General features: G+C 64.1%; 15 protein-coding genes and 1 pseudogene. 11 read left to right on the top strand and 5 right to left on the bottom strand.

Annotated features, from left to right (window positions below):
- Window positions 1-5 precede the first annotated feature (5 nt).
- The gene (locus ACFWO3_RS13045) at window positions 6-1,520 is read right to left on the bottom strand and encodes a sugar transferase (RefSeq protein WP_378577967.1); all 1,515 of its coding nucleotides are present in this window, start codon (window positions 1,518-1,520) and stop codon (window positions 6-8) included.
- A 319-nt stretch (window positions 1,521-1,839) separates the two neighbouring features.
- Here ACFWO3_RS13045 and ACFWO3_RS13040 point away from each other — a divergent pair, with 319 nt between their 5' ends.
- From ACFWO3_RS13040 to ACFWO3_RS13025, 4 genes are read left to right on the top strand one after another with little or no spacing between them, the layout of a single operon-like run.
- Window positions 1,840-3,138 (top strand): class I SAM-dependent methyltransferase, encoded by a 1,299-nt coding sequence (locus ACFWO3_RS13040; RefSeq protein ID WP_378577965.1) that lies wholly within the window; start codon window positions 1,840-1,842, stop codon window positions 3,136-3,138.
- Between the two features lie 10 nt (window positions 3,139-3,148).
- Window positions 3,149-3,940 (top strand): glucose-1-phosphate cytidylyltransferase, encoded by a 792-nt coding sequence (locus ACFWO3_RS13035; RefSeq protein ID WP_378577963.1) that lies wholly within the window; start codon window positions 3,149-3,151, stop codon window positions 3,938-3,940.
- Entirely contained in the window at window positions 3,937-4,590 is a 654-nt protein-coding gene (locus ACFWO3_RS13030) for a PIG-L deacetylase family protein (RefSeq protein ID WP_378577962.1), read from the top strand. The genes ACFWO3_RS13035 and ACFWO3_RS13030 overlap by 4 nt, the downstream gene beginning before the upstream one ends.
- Window positions 4,590-5,621: an NAD-dependent epimerase/dehydratase family protein gene (locus tag ACFWO3_RS13025; RefSeq protein WP_378577960.1), complete on the top strand. Its 1,032-nt coding sequence runs from the start codon at window positions 4,590-4,592 to the stop codon at window positions 5,619-5,621. Before ACFWO3_RS13030 ends, ACFWO3_RS13025 begins: the two co-directional genes overlap by 1 nt.
- Here the strand turns inward: ACFWO3_RS13025 and ACFWO3_RS13020 are convergent.
- A complete protein-coding gene (locus ACFWO3_RS13020) occupies window positions 5,618-6,196 on the bottom strand; it encodes a dTDP-4-dehydrorhamnose 3,5-epimerase family protein (RefSeq protein WP_378577958.1) in 579 nt (192 codons plus the stop codon). The genes ACFWO3_RS13025 and ACFWO3_RS13020 overlap by 4 nt on opposite strands.
- A 68-nt stretch (window positions 6,197-6,264) precedes the next feature.
- On the opposite strand from ACFWO3_RS13020, the pseudogene ACFWO3_RS13015 reads away from it, so the two are divergent.
- From ACFWO3_RS13015 to ACFWO3_RS13005, 3 genes and pseudogenes are all read left to right on the top strand, one after another.
- Window positions 6,265-7,266, top strand: a pseudogene (locus ACFWO3_RS13015) (class I SAM-dependent methyltransferase); the annotation flags it as partial.
- A 111-nt stretch (window positions 7,267-7,377) separates the two neighbouring features.
- Entirely contained in the window at window positions 7,378-8,718 is a 1,341-nt protein-coding gene (locus ACFWO3_RS13010) for a glutamate-1-semialdehyde 2,1-aminomutase (protein ID WP_378578335.1), read from the top strand.
- Complete coding sequence (locus ACFWO3_RS13005) at window positions 8,715-9,983, top strand: hypothetical protein (RefSeq protein WP_378577956.1); 1,269 nt, start codon at window positions 8,715-8,717, stop codon at window positions 9,981-9,983. The genes ACFWO3_RS13010 and ACFWO3_RS13005 overlap by 4 nt, the downstream gene beginning before the upstream one ends.
- Here the strand turns inward: ACFWO3_RS13005 and ACFWO3_RS13000 are convergent.
- Window positions 9,867-11,330: an O-antigen ligase family protein gene (locus tag ACFWO3_RS13000; protein ID WP_378577954.1), complete on the bottom strand. Its 1,464-nt coding sequence runs from the start codon at window positions 11,328-11,330 to the stop codon at window positions 9,867-9,869. The genes ACFWO3_RS13005 and ACFWO3_RS13000 overlap by 117 nt on opposite strands.
- Window positions 11,331-12,026 (bottom strand): hypothetical protein, encoded by a 696-nt coding sequence (locus tag ACFWO3_RS12995; RefSeq protein ID WP_378577952.1) that lies wholly within the window; start codon window positions 12,024-12,026, stop codon window positions 11,331-11,333.
- Between the two features lie 116 nt (window positions 12,027-12,142).
- Here ACFWO3_RS12995 and ACFWO3_RS12990 point away from each other — a divergent pair, with 116 nt between their 5' ends.
- Together ACFWO3_RS12990 and ACFWO3_RS12985 are read left to right on the top strand one after the other, a co-directional pair.
- Entirely contained in the window at window positions 12,143-12,793 is a 651-nt protein-coding gene (locus ACFWO3_RS12990; protein ID WP_378577950.1) for a GNAT family N-acetyltransferase, read from the top strand.
- Window positions 12,790-13,659 (top strand): WecB/TagA/CpsF family glycosyltransferase, encoded by an 870-nt coding sequence (locus ACFWO3_RS12985; protein WP_378577948.1) that lies wholly within the window; start codon window positions 12,790-12,792, stop codon window positions 13,657-13,659. Before ACFWO3_RS12990 ends, ACFWO3_RS12985 begins: the two co-directional genes overlap by 4 nt.
- Here the strand turns inward: ACFWO3_RS12985 and ACFWO3_RS12980 are convergent.
- Entirely contained in the window at window positions 13,619-14,686 is a 1,068-nt protein-coding gene (locus ACFWO3_RS12980) for a glycosyltransferase family 4 protein (protein WP_378577946.1), read from the bottom strand. The two genes, ACFWO3_RS12985 and ACFWO3_RS12980, sit on opposite strands and share 41 nt — an antisense overlap.
- Window positions 14,687-14,772: 86 nt before the next feature.
- Between ACFWO3_RS12980 and ACFWO3_RS12975 the strand changes: the two genes are divergently transcribed.
- Window positions 14,773-16,287: a flippase gene (locus ACFWO3_RS12975; RefSeq protein WP_378577943.1), complete on the top strand. Its 1,515-nt coding sequence runs from the start codon at window positions 14,773-14,775 to the stop codon at window positions 16,285-16,287.
- Window positions 16,284-18,248: a glycosyltransferase gene (locus ACFWO3_RS12970; protein WP_378577941.1), complete on the top strand. Its 1,965-nt coding sequence runs from the start codon at window positions 16,284-16,286 to the stop codon at window positions 18,246-18,248. The genes ACFWO3_RS12975 and ACFWO3_RS12970 overlap by 4 nt, the downstream gene beginning before the upstream one ends.

The following is an 18,248-nucleotide window of genomic DNA, read 5'->3' as shown; positions in this document are numbered from 1 at the left end:
GGTGTCTAGTACGCGCCTTCCGATCTGGTGACGGCGCGCACCGTCTTCGCGACGATCAGCAGGTCCTGGATCATCGACCAGTTCTCGACGTATGAGAGATCTAGGCGCACCGACTCTTCCCATGAGAGGTCTGAGCGTCCGCTGACCTGCCACAGTCCGGTCACTCCGGGTTTGACGAGGAGACGCCTGCGTACGTGCGACTGGTACTCGTCGACCTCGCGCTGAATCGGTGGGCGAGGGCCCACCACGCTCATGTCACGCTTGAGCACATTGAAGAACTGCGGCAATTCGTCGAGGCTGTAGCGGCGAAGTACACGACCGACCCTGGTTACTCGCGGATCATTGCGCATCTTGAACAAGACGCCCCCGTCGGACTCGTTCTGTTCGAGCAGTGCTGCGAGATGCGCATCCGCATCCACGACCATGGTGCGGAACTTGAGAATCTGGAAGGGCTTGCCGTCGAGTCCGATTCGTTCGGATCGGTAGAAGACCGGTCCGGGGCTGGTGAGCTTGATGGCCACGGCGATCGCCACAGCTATCGGTGCGGTGGCGATCAGTGCCCCAGAGGCGAACACGACATCGAATGCCGTTTTCGTGAACCGCGCGGCGCCGTGGTATTGGGGCTTCTCCACGTTCAGCAACGGAAGATCTCCGACAGGTCGCATCGCCAACCGTGACCCGGCTACGTCGACGACCCCGGGTGCGACCACCAGGTCCACGTCGTGCGGTTCGATGTCCCAGATGAGGCGACGGATTCCGCTGTGCCCCAGTTGCTCCGTTGCAGTCACGGCAACCGTGTCCGCCCCGGTGGCGGCGAGCGCATCGACGACGTGTCTCTCGTCTCCGAACACTGGGACCGCCGCGCCCACTATGGAGACGGAGTCCGCCCCCGTCGGCACTTCCCCTCCGGGAACGCACACCCCGACTATTCGAAATCCTGTGGAGGTGTCGCGGGCGAACGATTCCCCGAGACTCGTTGCCGCATCACGGCCTCCGACGACGAGGACTGTCGTCGAGCACTTGCCGGACCGGCGTAGACGCGCGAGCCGTTTTCGCCATGCCCGCCGAGTGAGCAGAAGCCCCAACAGCCCGAGCGGGAGGGCAATCGCGAGGTACCCACGTGCAATGTCGACGCGGAGGAGAACCAAGGCGATGGCGAGAATTCCGAAGAGTCCCACGGTGGATGAAACAACCCTTCGGTATTCCTCCGGGCCGGCGCCGACGACTCGAGGCGATCGCGTTCGGTGGATGACGAGGTGGGCCAGCCAGGCGACGGCGATACTTGCACTGATGGCGAGGGTTGCGAGGGCGCCCGACTCGGCACCGTCGAGGGCTTCGAAACGGACGAAGTGAGCGACGCTCACGGCTCCGACGACCACCACCGCATCCGTCACGCGCAGTCCGTTGGTGTACTCGCGACGCCAGGAGTTCGGCTGTTCGGTGGAGCGAACGGGACGGACGCGTCCTGCGAGGCGTCGTTTCGAGGTAGCACCGCGCGTCGGCTGTAGTTCGGTGACCATGGAACGCCCTTCGTTGCTGCTTTGGAGCCGACACCCCCTGATGGCGAGGATGGTTTGCAGGGGGGTTCGTGGATCCGCCCAAGAAACCTACCGATAGATTGTTTCGGGCGGCCGAAACGTTACAGCGGAACGTAAAATCTTTGAAGAGTGATGTGTGTCGCATTCGGTGTAACGTCTTGTCGACGTAAACCGACTCAAGGATTGCAAACGCGAAACTGGCAGACCGTCACTCGCTCGAGAGCGGGGTTGGGTGGATGCGAGTCAGCGAATCCGACGGAAGTTCGGTGAACAAGACATCCTTGTAGGGAGGGGATTCGCGATGCTCGAACCCGGAGCGTTCGATGCAGTCGACCAGGCGACCTGCCGCCTCTGTGGCACGGTCGGATTGACCAGCGTGGTCGACCTCGGCGCAACTCCTCCGTGCGAGAAGTTTCTGTCCGCATCGGAACTGGACGCCCCGGAACCGACGTTTCCGCTGCACCTGAGGCTGTGCGAGCAGTGTCTGCTCCTGCAGATTCCGGCGCTGATCACACCGGAGGACACTTTCACCGAGTACGCGTACTTCTCGTCGTACTCGACGAGTTGGGTTGCACACGCAGCGGCTTTCGTGGATTCGGCAGTCGGACGTCTCGGCCTGAGCTCCGACTCGTTCGTGGTCGAGGTCGCGAGCAACGACGGCTACCTGCTGCAACATGCCGTGGGTGCGGGCATTCCCTGCCTGGGTATCGAGCCCTCGGTCAACGTCGGGGCGGCAGCGGTCGATCGTGGAGTTCCCACCTTGACCGCATTCCTCACCGAGGAAACGGCGGCTCGGGTGCGGCGCGACCACGGCGGGGCCGACCTCGTGGTCGCGAACAACGTGTACGCACACATCCCGGACCTTCTCGGGTTCACGCGATCGCTTCGGGCCCTGCTTGCCGACGACGGCTACGTGAGTATCGAGGTACATCACGCTCTGGAACTGGTGACCAAGGCTCAGTTCGACACGATCTACCACGAGCATTTCCAGTACTACACGGTCCTGTCGGCGCAGCGTGCCCTCGCTACCGCGGGGCTCTCGGTGGTCGATGTCGAAATTCTCGACACCCACGGTGGGTCGATCAGGGTGTGGGCGACCCCGGCCGACCGCGGAATCGAGCCTTCGCCCGAGGTCCACCGCGTCCTCGCCGTGGAAGCCGAGGCCGGCCTGCACGATCCGGCCGGCTATCTGGGTCTGCAGGCAGAGGCCAACAGAATCAGGCGTGACCTGCTCGTGTTCCTTCTCGACTGCGAGAAGGCCGGTCGTACGGTCGTGGGCTACGGGGCGCCCGGCAAAGGCAACACCTTGCTGAACTACTGCGGCATCCGGCCGGATCTACTCGCGTACACAGTCGACCGCAATCCCTACAAACACGGGCGATTCACTCCCGGCACCAGAATTCCGATCCTCCCACCGGAGCGCATCGCCGAAGATCGCCCCGATGTGATTCTGGTGCTGCCGTGGAATCTCGAGAACGAGATCACGGCACAGCTGCAGTACGTCCGCGACTGGGGTGCAGAAATCGTGTACCCGCTTCCTCGACTGCACCGCGCGCTCGAAGCCGCAGGTGTCTCCGCGCTCGGATCCGAAAAACTCTGAAGGGCTCGACATGAAGGTAGTTCTGTTCTGCGGTGGGTACGGCATGCGCATGCGCGCCGATGGCGGCGATTCGCTGCCCAAGCCGATGCAATTGGTGGGGCCACGTCCACTTCTCTGGCACGTGATGCGCTACTACGCGCACTACGGTCACAACGAGTTCATCCTCTGCCTCGGCTACGGGGGTGAACAGATCAAGAAGTACTTCCTCGAGTACGACGAGACGGAGTCTAACGACTTCGTCATGCGCGGTGAATCGGTCGATCTGCTCGGCGCCGACATCGCCGACTGGACGATCACGTTCGTGGACACGGGGCTGGAATCACCGATCGGTGAACGACTTCGGCGAGTACGCAAGTATCTGGGTGACGACGAGTACTTCCTGGCCAACTATGCGGACACGCTCACCGATGCGCCGCTCGATCTGATGATCGAGAAGACGCGAACCACCGGTGCCGCAGCGTCTCTGCTTGCCGTGCCACCGCAGTCCTCGTTCCACTGCATCGACGTGACTCCGACCGGTGAGGTCAAACAGATCACCCCGGTCAGCGAGTTCCCAATCTGGGAGAACGGCGGCTACTTCACTCTCACGCACGAAGTCTTCGATCTGATTCCGCCGGGTGGTGACCTCGTCGCCGATGCGTGTGGCACTCTCGCAGGCCAGGGTCGCCTGTTGGGCTATCAGCACGACGGATTCTGGAAGCCGGCCGACACGTTCAAGGAACGCGCCGAACTCGATTCCAACTACTACAAGGGAATACGGCCCTGGATGCTCTGGGAGCGAGATGACCTGGTGACGGCGTGATCGCTCTTCGTTCTGGACCGATGCGGGAAATCGCGGTGCTGGGAGCCCATTGCGACGACATCGCGATCGGGGTCGGCGGAACCTTGCTTCACATCGCTCGAACGAACCCGGATGTTCGCGTGCACGCCTTGGTGCTCACCGGCGCGGGGTCCGAACGTGAGGACGAAGAACGTGCCGCTCTGACCGCGCTCTTCCCCGGAAACGAGGTTCGAGCGTCGATTCTCGCGCTACCGGACGGAAGGGTTCCGGCGCACTGGGACGAGGCGAAGGACGCACTGGCGGAGTTTCGGAGATCGTGTGAGCCGGACATCGTGTTCGCACCCGGACGCCACGATGCTCACCAGGACCACCGCACGCTCGCGGAACTGGTGTTCACCGAGTTCAGGGACCATGTCGTTCTCGGGTACGAGATCCTCAAATGGGAATCGGATCTACCCACTCCCGTCGTCCACCAACCCCTCACGAGCGAGGTCGTCGAGCAGAAGGTGCAGATCCTGCACGCGGCGTATCCGTCGCAGTTCGACCGCGATTGGTTCGACCGGGAGTCGTTCGTGGGATTGGCGCGATTGCGTGGAGTTCAGTGCAAGGCGCGATACGCGGAAGCGTTCGTCGTGGAGAAGTGTGTCGTCGATTTCGGAGGAGCAGGGTAATGCGGGTTCTGGTAACCGGTCATCAGGGGTATTTGGGCACGGTGATGGTTCCGCAGTTGGTGGCTGCGGGGCACGAGGTGGTCGGGCTCGATTCCGGGCTTTTCGCGGGCTGCGTTCTCGGTTCGCGCCCGACCGATCCCGAGACGCTGGCGGTCGATCTTCGGGATCTGACAGTCGATCATCTGACCGGATTCGAAGCGGTGATTCACCTTGCCGCACTGTCGAACGACCCGCTCGGTGCGCTCGCGCCCGAAATCACCTACGACATCAACCATCACGCCTCGGTTCGGCTGGCAGCACTGGCCAAGGACGCCGGCGTGCGACGATTCCTGTACGCGTCGACCTGCTCGGTGTACGGCGCAGCAGGGGAGGGCCTCGTGTCGGAGGAGGCGCCGTTGCGGCCGCTGACTCCGTACGCGGAAAGCAAAGTTCGGGTGGAAAGCGACGTCACCGACCTTGCGGACTCGGGGTTCAGTCCCGTGTTCCTGCGGAACGCGACTGCGTTCGGTTTCTCGCCCCGTTTGCGGGCCGACATCGTGCTCAACAATCTGGTCGGTCACGCCGTGCTGTCCGGGGAGGTGCTGGTGTTGTCGGACGGAACCCCGTGGCGTCCGCTGGTTCACGCGAAGGACATCGCATCGGCGAACGTGCACGCCTTGGCAGCACCGATCGAGAAGATTCACTGCAAGGCGTTCAACGTCGGGGACGAGTCGAACAACGTCACGGTGGCTCAGATCGCCGACGCCGTCGTCGACACCGTTCCCGGGTCGCGATTGCGCATCACGGGGGAGCACGGTGCCGACCCGCGTTCGTATCGGGTCGACTTCTCTGCGATCCGCGCCGCATTTCCGGGGTACCGCGCGCAGTGGTCGATTCTCGACGGTGCCCGCGAACTGCATAGCGAATACGTGGCGGCGGGACTCACGAAGGCCGACTTCGACGGACGGTTCACTCGGCTCGCGAGACTGAAGACGCTGCAGGAGTCCGGCTCGCTGGACGACTCGATGCGTTTCGTTGCCGTGGGCGCCTAGGTCAGAAGTGACCGGACCTCGTGCCAAGTGCCTGCGTTGCGGTCCCTTTCGCTCATGACAGTGGGAGCAGACGGCCAGTCGATCGCGAGATCGCGGTCGTCGTAGGCAACGGCGATGTCCTCGCTCGAATCGTGGGCACGGTCGATGCGGTAACAGACGTCGGCGACTTCGGAGAGAACCTGAAATCCGTGCAGAAAGCCGGGAGGAATGAACAGATGGGCGAACGTGCTGTCGTCGAGTACGAAGGCTCGACTCTCCCCGAAGGTCGGCGATTGCGGTCGCGCGTCCACCACGACGTCGTGGACGGCTCCGCGGGCACACCGAACGAGCTTTGCCTCGCCCGCACCGCGCCGACCGTGCATGCCACGGATCACTCCGCGACTGGACCGGGACTGGGAATCCTGAACGAACCGCGCGGCCCTCGCGTTGTTGTCCACTGCGTCCGTGCTGTGTTCGGCGACGGCACGGTCGAACGTCTCGGTATCGAAGGTTCGAGTGAAGAAGCCTCGCTCGTCGTGAAACGGTTCGGGCAGGAACAGAAGAATGCCGGCGAGATCGCTGGTCTGTACGCGCATATCTGGATCATTGCGCACAGGGGCCGGTCGATGCGAGTTGTTCGCGGCTTTGGAGAGGGCGCGTTCGCATGATCGAGCCGACGAACGGGCGCTGCCGTGGGTGTGGCGAGCCCGACCCCGAGCCGGTCCTGGACCTCGGGGCGGTGCCGGCCGCCGACAGTTTCCCGACGGTGATGACCGAAGCAGCGGTCGACACCGTGTATCCATTGGCGATGGGGGTGTGCCGAAAGTGCGGACTCGCCCAACTCCTCGACGACGACACCGTCGCCGACGAACCTCGAGGGGTCGAACCGCTGGCATTGCAGAGGCAGGCTGCCGACGCTGTCGAGCGGGTCGCTCGCGAAGGATGGTTGTCCGGGACGACGGTCCGAGAGTTCGGCAGTCCACACGGGGGGTCCTGGCTGCCGTTGTTGGCGACTTCGGGGCTCCTGCCCAGCGCAGAAGGGCAGGCGGCGGACGTAGTCGTCGACTGTTTCGGAATAATGCACGAGCCGAATCAGCAGGAGGCGTTCGCACGGCGTGCGGCGGCGGTGGCCGAGGGTGGTGTCCTGCTCCTGCAGTTTCACTCTCTCGTGTCGATCGTGCGAGGTGGCCAATGGAATGCACTGCGCCACGGACACTTCGCGTACTACAGTCTCAGCTCGCTCGCCCGGCTGCTGCATTCGGCCGGTCTCGTACCGAGGCAGGCGTGGACCTTCGACCTGTACGGCGGGACGGTGCTGGTGGCCGCGACTCGTGCGGGAGGGCCGGGACCGAGCGTCACCGCGATCCTCGAGCAGGAAGCGCGTCTGGGAGTCACAGACGCCTCCTGGGTGCGAACCGTGCAGGATGCGGCTGATTTCGACGCAGAAGACCTGCGAAACGGCCTCGCCGAGCTACGGGCGAAGGGATCGACCGTGCACGCGTACGGTGCAGCATCCCGGGCGGTGGCACTGTTGTGCCGGTCGAAGGTCGATCGGAGTCTGCTCGCCTCCGTTGCGGACGCGTCGCCTACCAAGCAGGGTCGGCGCATGCCCGGTACCGACATCCCGATCGTCTCACCGGAAACGCTGGTGGACGCGGACCCTGACCTCGTGGTGCTCACGTTGTCGGACCTACTGCCCGAACTCGAGGATTCACTGCCGGAATTGGCCGGGCGTTGGCTACCGATCGAAAAGTTGGGGCGCACCCCGGCCCCGTCGTTGTCCGGGCATCGCGGCTTCGCCGAATCCAATCGCGTTCAGAACCGGCTGCACCACCTGATCCCGGGCGGCGCGCACACGTATGCGCGTGGATCCGATCAGTACCCGGAGTTCATGGCACCGGTCCTGAAAGAGGGCAGAGGCGCACGGGTTTGGGATGTCGATGGAAACTGCTACGTCGAATACGGCATGGGATTGCGTTCGGTCACGCTCGGTCATGCCTATGGTCCCGTCGTGGAAGCGGCCGCCGAAGCCGCTCGCGCCGGACACAACTTCAGCAGGCCCACCCTTCTCGAAGCGGAGGTCGCCGAAAAGTTCCTCGAGATCGTGCCGACGGCGGACATGGTGAAGTTCGCGAAGAACGGCTCGGACGCGACGACGGCGGGTGTGCGGCTCGCGAGGGCGGTGACCGGTCGGGAAATGGTGGCAGTGTGCCGCCAGCCGTTCTTCTCCGTGGACGACTGGTTCATCGGCAGCACTCCCATGAACTCCGGCATTCCGAAGGACGTGGCGAGCCTCACCGAGCGCTTCGACTACAACGATCTCGCCTCACTCGAAGAGGTCTTCGACCGCAACCCCGGAGGCGTCGCATGCGTCGTCCTCGAGGCCGCAACGGGAACTGCAGAGCCGAATCCAGGCTTCCTGGAAGGTGTTCGTGCACTGTGTGACGACAATGGCGCGCTACTCCTGTTCGACGAGATCATCACGGGGTTCCGCTGGGCTGCGGCCGGAGCCCAGTCGGTGTACGGCGTGACGCCGGACCTCTCGTCCTGGGGCAAGGCCTTGGGCAACGGATTTCCGATCTCTGCGCTGGCAGGCCGACGGGAGTACATGGAGTACGGCGGTCTCCGGACCGATCGCGAACGGACTTTCCTTCTGTCGACTACTCACGGGCCGGAGACGACTTCGCTCGCCGCGGCGGGAGCGGTGATGGATGCGTATCGGAACGGCGGCCCGGTGGCCCGGATGGAACGTGTCGGCTCTCTGCTTGCAGCCGGCTTCAATTCCGCGGCGGACGAGTTCGGGCTGGCCGGACATCTCGAGGTGATCGGCCGGCCCTCGTGTGAGGTCTTCGTGACACGGGACGCCGACTGCGCTGCCTCACAGTCGTTTCGGACTCTGTTTCTGCAGGAGATGATCGGACGCGGCGTGCTCGGACAATCGTTCGTCGTCTCTGCCGCGCATACGGACGACGACATCGCACACACCATCGAGGCGAGTCGTCGTGCGATGGTGGTGTACCGGGCGGCGATCGATCGAGGCAGTGCCGAACCCTTCCTTTCCGGCCGCAGTGTTGCGCCCGCGCTACGGCGCCACGCACACCCCAGAAGAGAACCGTGACCGTACGGGATCACCGTCCCGCGACGAGCACGGTCGCGGGGCTGATGCCGTGGCTGCTCGGCCTTCTGACAATGCTTGCAACGGTGTTCGTCTCGGTATCGGGCGTGGTGGTGACCGCGGGCGGTGTCGACCAGACGTTGTTTCATCTGCCGACCATCGAGAAGTTCCGAAGCGAGCTCCCATGGCCGGACATCGTCGACGTGCAGACTGCGACCACTCCGCTGTATCACCTGTTCGTGGCGTCGACCTCGTTGCCGTTGGGTGGCAGTACGGTCGTGGTCCAAGTGATCGGCTCACTGTTCGCGGCGGCACTGGCGGTCGTGGTCGCCTACTCGGTACGCGCCGTCGAGTCACTGTCGATGCAGTTGGTCCTCGTCGTCTCCGTAATGTTCAGCACGTACTTCTGGGAATCCGCGCTGTGGATCGGTACGGATTGTGCCGCAACGTTGTTGACCGTCGGCGTGATGTTCTCGTTGGTTCGTTCCCAGCCGCGCTTCTGGATCGTGGGTGTGTTGTGTGCGCTCGCGATCCTCACTCGGCAGAGTTGTGCCTGGCTGCTGTTGCCCGCAGCGGTCGTTGCGGTGTCCGGCAATCCATCCTGCACCAGGGCACGAGATCTGGCTGCGGCGACAGTTCCCGGTACCGCTGTCCTCGCGGTGGTGTTCTGGGTGTGGAAAGGTGCCACACCACCTCGATTCGCCGAGATCAACGGCTTGGCCGTCTCCGGCGCCGCCGTCTCCTATGGTGTCGTGTTGGCCGGCGTGTTCGCGCTTGCGCTGCTGCTGTCGATCCGACCGAACCTGAGCGCTCGAGAACTGTGGTGGGCAGCGCCCGTGGGCGTTGTCGCCGCACTTCCAGCCGTGATCTTCGCGAGTTCCGTCACCCTGGACGACACCCGCACCGGTGGCTGGCTGTGGTCGATCGTCGGACGAACTCCCTCGATCACGGACCGTTCGTCGGGCCTGGTGGTCGCGGCTTTCCTCGGCGGGATGGCGTGCTCTGTGCTCGTCAGGAGACTGGACCGCCGCACGGCGCTCGTCGTGGTCTCCGCATTCCTGGGTCTGGTGTTGGTGCTGACGTTCGGTGCCAGGCTCTACCAGAAGTACTTCGAGCTGCCGATCCTCGTCATGTACGTGATGTGTGCCTGTTCAGCTCTGCGCGCGGGCATTGTCGGATATCGGTGGCCATTCGTGGTCGTCGCGCTCGTGCAAGTGGTTCTCTCCGCGGGCATCGTCGGACTGCCCCTTGTCCGGGCACTCCTCTGACGCCTCGACAACAGGTACGAATTTTCGACTCACGTGAAGTGTCGAACCGGTGAGCGCCACGAGTATCCATGTGAGAAACCAGATCTGGACGAACCCGGCGACATCGAGGATCGAGCTGATGACGATGAGTGCCGCCATGGCGCCGGCGACACCACGAGTGAGTTCGAGCATCGCAACGGCATCTCGGCGCATCGCGCGCGTCGGTGCGTCGAAGCGCGCTCGCGAAAAGCGCCCGGACGCGACGAGCGCACATACGAACGCCGAGATCAGCAGGGCCACGTAGGTGGCGAGACCGACCACGCCTGTTTCCATGAGCCGGGCCAGATACTGGTTGTCCAACACCGGATGGTCGAGTGCCGAATACGTGCTGGGCCCCTCGCCGAACCAGAGGTGTCGCGCGAAATTCTGGTAGACGAATTCACGCCCGATACTGCGTGATTGCAGTGACGAGTCCGACTCGCTCTTCGCGAACACGTCCACGAAAGCCTGAAGAAAGCGCGAATTGCTCACGTACGCGAGTACCGCGACGGACGCTCCGAGACAGACAAGGACGACAAGTCGGCGTACGGGCCATGCCCAACACATGACGAGTACGGCCGCGACGATTCCCACGACCGCAGACCGTGACAGGGTGAGACCCGCGCCCGCCACGAGAATCGTTGCGAGGGTTGCCCATGGCCACCAGTGATGACCTGACATCCGCATTCCGTACACCAGGCCCAGCGCGATCGGGCTGACAACTGTGAGTACGGCGCTGAGTTCGAGTGGGTGACCGGCGGCGCCCTGTGGGCGTGCGAAACCTTCGCGCATGAGGGTTGCCGACAGAACGGTACCGTGATCGCGGAGCAGTGGTGGCTTTGCCATCGCTGCGAAGTCGATGCCTGTTCCGTACTCGATGATCGCGAACACTGCGCTGATCGAGGCCCCGAGGACAACGGCCTGGGCGACCCGGACGACCGAGTTCGTCGATCGGATCACTGTCACGACGAAGAAGTACGTGGTGAGAAGCACGACATCGAGCAGGAGGCTGCTTCGAGTCGCCGCGATGACGTCCGGGGTGGTGCCTCGCGACATCAGGGCACCGTAGGACACGAGGTCGGCGAGGACGAACAGGAGGATCGGGCAGGACAGTGCGACGACGTGTGCCGTAGAACGTTGACCGACTGCACGGGTGAGAACCCACAGCGAGCCTGCCATCAGCGCAAGGAGAAGGGCGGGCGTCATACCGAGGCCCATGGGGACCGTGAACGATTGCCGGAGGGCCAGAAGGGCTATCGCGACGACCATCAACACGGTGGTGCCGACACCGGCGCGGTGCACTCGCTCGGTGAGGTACTGCACGGCCATTCAGGCGTCGATCGTGCTCGGCGAGGCCTCGTCCGCCGTACCGGTGACCGGCTCGCCGGTCGTGCGCTTTGGGGCGGGCCGTCTGTCCAGATAGGTACCCACCGCGAGAACCACGAGCAGCCCGAGGACTCCGACCGCGATCGCGTATGCCCCGGCAGCACGCAGCGAGGTGTCGCTGGATTCGGTGCCGAGTGTGGGCTCGACAGCCGTCGTCATCATTACTTCGGTGCGGGGGAGTACGCCGATCTTTGTCTGTAGCGCCTTCAACTGCCTACTTCCATAGTCCACCAATGCCTGCGCACCTGCTCGTGCGGATTCGGGCGAGTCGCCGATCGTCGTGACGACGATCTGAGGCGACAGCTGGGCGAACGAGGAAGCGTCACCGGCAATCGAGTTCACGGTGATCTGGTCCGAGGCACCGGCACCTTCGACGGCCGCCACGGCATCGGGACTTCTCATCACGGAACTGAGCAGGACGGCGGTCTGACCGATGTTGTTGTTGAGGTTGGCCAGCGGGTTCAGCCCTGCATCGGTGTTACCCGCTCCGGGCGGATATACAACTGCCACCGCGGTCGATTGGTAGGAGGTGGTCGAGGTGGCGGCACCGTAGATACCGGCGAACACCGCAAGTACCACCACGACGACGCACGCAGCCCGACGCCTCAGGACGGCGCGGACCAGATCGTCGACATTCACGCTATTACCTTCGTTTCGAACGGCGGGATCATTACAAGGCGTCGCATAGGTCATTGTGACGGCAACAACCGGGATCAAGAGTATTGCAGTCGTGTATATGACGCTATTCTGACCTCATGTCCGCATTAGTCGTACAAAACCGACCACAAGTCGGCATGGCAAAACCGGTCGTCCGGGGTGTGGTCGCCCGGCGCTACGAGACCGGGTGCTCGTACGAATTGCGGGTGCCCAGGCGGCAAGACTTCGGGACCTGGCGTGCAGTGCGGCTCGCCAGGTCGCGCCTGCTCGAACCCACCTTCGGTGAGGTCGGCCGGAGCTGGGGCGACATGAACACCCGTGCGGTGTGGGCCGAACGCGTGCTGATCGGCGCGGTGCGTCGGTCTCCGATGTACGTCATCACGGAAGACTCGGGCGCAGGAAGTGCCGTGATCGGGGAGATGGGTGTTGCGGGCGTCGACCGACTGTCGAATGCCGGTGAGCTGAGTGGGTGGGCGTTTCCCTCACGGCGTGGTGTGGACATCGCGGCCTGGGCGACGCGCGCGCTGATTCTCCGGTCGTTCACCGGTCCGAACCCGTTGTCCTGGATGGTCGCTCCGGTATCGGCGAACAATCCGGGACCTGTTCGTCAATTGGCGGCGATCGGATTCGAGAAGGAGGCGACGATGCGCTCCCAACGCCGATACGCAGGCGTCCCGGCGGACCACGACCTCTGGGTTCTGCTCAATTCTCCGGCCGCGGTTTCGCGCATTCGGGAGGAACTGGCGTGAGCCCGGGAGTGGAGCAAGCCGTGGAACGTGGGCTGCTGCGCATGGTTGCGGCCGGCACGACTGTCGAACTGTGCTCGCGCCGTCAGGTCCTGGACTTGGTCCGTACCCGAGCCGCGCCGGGCGGTCGCCCGTTGGCTGTGGGCTCGGTCAACCTCGATCATCTGCATCACTTTCGCGCCGACAACGTCCGTGCGGGTACGAGCAGTGTGGATTGGGCATTTCTGGCGGACGGCCAACCTGTGGTGCGCAAGGCGCGCACCCTCACCGGTGCCGCGTGGGAGCGGCTGACCGGTGCGGACCTGCTGCCCGAGATCATCGGTCTCGCCGAGACAGATGCTCGGGCCGTGGGGTTTCTCGGTGGTACTCGGGACATGCACGTGGACCTGCGGAGCACACTGCTGAAACGATGGCCCGACCTGCGTATCGGCGGTTTCTGGGCGCCCGAGCGCGCCGAGCTGACCGACCGTCGACTCTGCGCTGCGCGGGCGGAGGAGATCGCCGCCGCAGGCGTGGACGTGCTCGTAGTGGGCTTGGGCAAGCCTCGTCAGGAGAACTGGATCGAAAGGTACGGTGAGGCAACCGATGCCGGAGTTCTCCTGGCCTTCGGCGCGTCTGCGGACTTCCTTTCCGGACGATCAACACGAGCGCCGGAGTGGTACCGAGAGCACGGCCTGGAATGGTTGCATCGCCTGACGCGTGACCCGAGGCGTCTCTCACGTCGGTATCTGGTGCAAGCACCCCGCGCGTTCGTCCGGCTTCAGCGAGCTCACATCGAGTTGGCGACCTCGTCACCGCTCATCGAGATGCGCACGAATACAGCAGCTTTCACAACTCGAGCAGGATCCGTGCCAAATGGGAAGCCATGACGGCAGAGGTGAAATGGGTCCGTGCGCGAACCGCAGCCGCACTGCCCATTTCCGCCGCCCGGCCCGGGTCGACGAGCAGCTCCTCGATCGCGTCGGCGAACGCCTCGGTGTCGCCGGCCGGCACCAGAAGGCCGGTGACACCGTGCTCGACGTAATCGGCCATTCCGGGATTGTCCGTCACGACGACCGGCCGTCCACTTGCCATCGCTTCGAGCACAACGGTGAGACCCGATCCGGAGATTGTGGGGCGCAGAGCGACAGCCACCAGGCTCGAGCGTCGGTAGAGATCGCGCATCCGGCCGTCCATACGTTCGGTGTGAACGACTCCGAGGGAGGCGAGAACGTCCACCGGAAGCGAGGTGGCGAGCTCCAAGCGCGCCTCGGGACGTTTGCTCTGGACGAGGCTCATCGCCGTGGTGAGCAGATCGTGGTCTCGGAACCGATCTTCGCCCGCACTGACGACCAGCCCGGGCTCGGCGGCGACGGGCTGAAGACCGTAGAAGTCCGTGTCGATTCCGAGCGGCACGAAATGCAGTCGGGAGTTCGGCACACCCCACTGGTCCCGCAGGGCGGTCAGCACCGGCCGGCACTGAGTCCACACCCCGGGGGTGCGCGCGAGCGCACTCTCCACGAGGCGAGCGAACCGCGGATATGTGCCGCCCTTGTCGGTGATCCACCCGATACCGGTGACCACCGGCGCAAATCGACGGGACGTCGCGGCGAGAAGGGACGACGGTATTCCGGTGCGCTCGTCGTAGCACAGAACCGCGTCGGTCGAACGGGTCGTTCTCGAAAGGAGGTCTCCGAGAGTTTCGAGCACTTCGAGTCCGTCGACCCGGTAACTAACGGCACTCTCCAGACGACGTATACCCCGACCCCGCCCTGCGGCGCCGAATCGAGGACAGATACCGGCGTCCTCGAGGTGGTGAAGTCCGTAGGGCGTCGAATCCGGTACTTCGCCGCGGCCGAACCGTGCCTGCCACTGGGAGGCATCGAGGCCACCGGCGAGTGGAATGTGAACGCGCATGGGAACGGACTCCTTCGGTCCATGAGATCACGAGAGACGAGCCGATGCCCCTGACACCCGGCGACGCGAACGAGAGTACATCCGCAATGGAACAACCAGCCAGCGACGGGGGAGAAACGCTGGGGCACAACGTGTCCACTCGACGAATCGTGCATGCCTTCTCGACACAGTTGGTCTTTCGTGTGCTCGGCATGATCGCTTCCGTCTTCACGGTTGCCCTGACCACTCGGCATCTCGGGCCCACATCCTACGGTCACCTCACCACCGCCATCGTCTTCGTGGGTCTGTGGACGAGTTTCACGGAACTCGGGATCGGGTCGGTGATCGTTCGTCGCGTGACTTCGGGTACCGGTGACCTGCAGCGACTCATTCGCGTCAATGTGGGGATGTCGCTCGTCTACTGCGTTCCCCTCTCCGTGATGGCCGCTGTCTCGGGACTAGCGATCTATCGGGACGAGCCCGAGGTGCGGGCGATGCTGCTGATAATGGTCGCCTTGCTCGCAGTGACAACGGTTCTGTCCTGCTTCGAGCCGATCTTCATTGCCCGAGTCGACTTTCGGGCCGCCGCGGTGTCGGATTTTCTGGGCCGACTGGTCGCCTTCGCCGCGACCGGTGCGCTCATTGCAGCATCTGCGCCGCTGATCTGGTTCGCCGTGGTTCAGGTCGTCCCGTTCGTGGTCCAGCTGGTGGTCCAGGGCATCACGGCCTGGCGGACGGTGCGATTCTGGCCCGTGTTCGCGTACCGGGAAAGCTGGCACCTGTTGCGAGAAAGCCTGCCGCAGACAGGTGTACTGATCATCGGAGTTCTGTACTGGCGAACCGATGGAGTGCTGCTGAGTCTGCTCAGCACCCCGGAGGAGGTCGGTGTATACGGACTGGCGTTCACGATCGCATTCACGGTGTCCGTCGTGTCGCAGTTCTTTCTCTCGTCGACTCTGTCCACGATGACAGCACGATTCAGCACGGACAAAGCCGCGTTCGCGGTATTCGTCCAGAACAGCATGCGCACTATGTTCCTGGTGGCCGCGCCCATCGCCGTCGTGGGCGTGATTCTGGCGGGCCCGGTTGTGCGGCTCGTCGGTTCGGACGAGTTCGTGGAGGTGGGTGGCCCGACACTGGCGCTGTTGTTCGTGGCCGTCGGCGCAACGTTCCTGAACGGAGTTCTCGGCCAGGCATTGTTCGCGGCTCACGATCAGGTGTTCCTGTTGCGGCTCAACATCGCGAACCTCGTGGTCAACATCGCACTCAACCTCGTACTCATCCCGCAGTACGGAGCCCTGGGTGCAGGCGCGGCAATGGTCGTTGCCGAGGTGACCGGACTCGTGATCACGACCTGGAGGCTTCAACGAAAGACTCCGTACCGGACGCCCTATCTGCGGTTCGCCACGGTGATGGTTCCGGTCGCCTGCGCCGGAGGTGTCGCTGCGCTGACGAGTGATTGGTCGATTCTCATCAGTGGCCCACTCGCCATGTGCGTGTACTTCGCCGTGAACCTGGCCGTCGGTCCGGCGAAGATCTCCGTGATCAAGGACCTGATGACGGGTACGGACGACACCGCAACCGAACCCGCGGACAGCGCTCTCGAGGAGGCGAAACGATGACGAACACGGATGCGTTGGATACCGCCGCGGACCGGTCTGTGGCGGGGCGCGAACTTGCCGTGCTGATCGTCGCGTATCGGCGCCCGGACCTCGTTGCGAATTGCTTGAAATCGGTTCGTGAGCACCTACCCGATCTCGAAGTTCTGGTGTGGGACAACTCCGGGTTCGAATTCCCGGGTATGGACCGAGTTCGCGTCGACAATCCGAACACCCGGTGGTTCGGCGACGGTACGAATCGTGGCTTCGCTGCGGGCGTGAATGCACTCGCACGCGAGGTGCCGGGGTCGGATCTTCTGCTGCTGAACCCCGACGCCGAATTGTTGGGTCCGCTCGTCGCTACACGTGCTGCCATCGCCGCCCCCTCTGTCGCTGCCGTCGCCCCGCTGGTCCTGTCTTCCGGAGAAGACGGGGGAGTGGACGTACCGGAGTGGGACGTGGCGCACCGCAAGAACACACTTCTTCGTGCATGGGTGTCCAAGGCCGGATACGCGGACAAGCTTCGCGGCACCCTTGTCTCGGACCTGTACGAATCGGCGCCCGAACGGGTGGACGGCTATCTCACGGGTGCGTGCCTGGCGATCGGTCGAGAAGCATGGGACCGGATCGGGGAGTTCGACGAAGAGTTCTTCCTGTACGGCGAAGAAGCGGACTGGCAGCGGCGGGCTCGTGCGGCAGGCTGGGTGTTGCGCTTGGTCCACGAGCCGGGTGTAGTGCACTCCGCACAGGGCACCGTGGCGAACGATTCCCTCGGTACGACGAGGTCGGGTCGGTTGCTGCGGACGAACGTCGCGCTGTGCCTGGACCGGCAGTACGGTAGCCGCCGCGGTGACCTCTATCTCGCAGGATCTTCCCTTCTGGACCGCGTACAACGTTCCCGTCGGCGAGCGCGTTCGCGCCTGCCGCGCTCGGAGAAACCTTCGATCGTCTTCACGGTGAATCGGCTGGTGTACGGCGGTGCCGAACGGCAACATGTCGTTCTGGCAACAGAACTCGTCAGGCGCGGATACCCCGTGACGATAGCGGCGATGCAGCGCTTCGGCCCGCTCGTGTCGGAGATACCGCACTCCGTGGACGTGGTACGCCAGCCATGGTGGGCGCCGGCGATCGACCTTCCGCCCGGTCCCTCGATCGTGGTGAGTGGCGACACGAACACCGAGACGGGCTTCGCCTCGCTGTGGCGCGCAGCCGGCAGACATCGCAAGTGGCTGGTGGCGGCGCACATTCCCCCGAAGCTCGACGGCCCCACGTACTCTCGTCCGCTTGCCGCCGCCATGCGAAGAGCCGACGGCTTCGTCGCACTGTCGGACATGCATTGGCGGGAGGCCACCGCTCACCAGAACCTCGGAAAGCGCTGGTTCACTGCGCCGAACGGGGTCGCCTCTGCCAGTTCCTTGCCCGCGGCTTCTCCCACTCGCGAGCGTTCCGGTGGACCATTGCGGCTGGTGATGTTGTCCCGCATCGTCGAACACAAGAATCCGCACCTACTGGTCGAAGCACTCGACGGACTGCAGGACCTGCAATGGGAGTTGTCCATCTACGGTGACGGACCAGACCGCGAACGGCTCGAGGCTCTCACCCCGGAGCATCTGCGTGAGCGCGTGCGGTGGTGCGGATGGTCGCCCGGTCCCGAACACGCACTCGCAGAATGTGATCTGCTGTGCGTTCCCAGCCGAGCCGAAGCCTTTCCGCTCGTGATTCTCGAGGCAATGGCGCGGCGAATCCCGGTCATCGCGTCGTCGGTCTGTGCCGTCCCGGACATGCTCGACGGCGGCAGAGCAGGTCGGCTCGTGGAACCGATCACCGTCGCGGCGTGGCGGACGGCGCTGGCCGACGTTCTGCAGCAGCCGGAAGCCCTACCGGAGCTGGGGGAAGCAGGCTTCTCGCGAATGAGCGAGAAGTACACGATCGAGGCGATGGCCGACGCCTACGAGGAAGCGTTCCAGGCGGTGGGCCGTGAATGA

Source organism: Rhodococcus sp. NPDC058521 (assembly GCF_042719695.1).
In the GTDB taxonomy this organism is placed as follows: domain Bacteria; phylum Actinomycetota; class Actinomycetes; order Mycobacteriales; family Mycobacteriaceae; genus Rhodococcus_F.
This window is presented reverse-complemented; position numbering and strand designations above follow the sequence as displayed.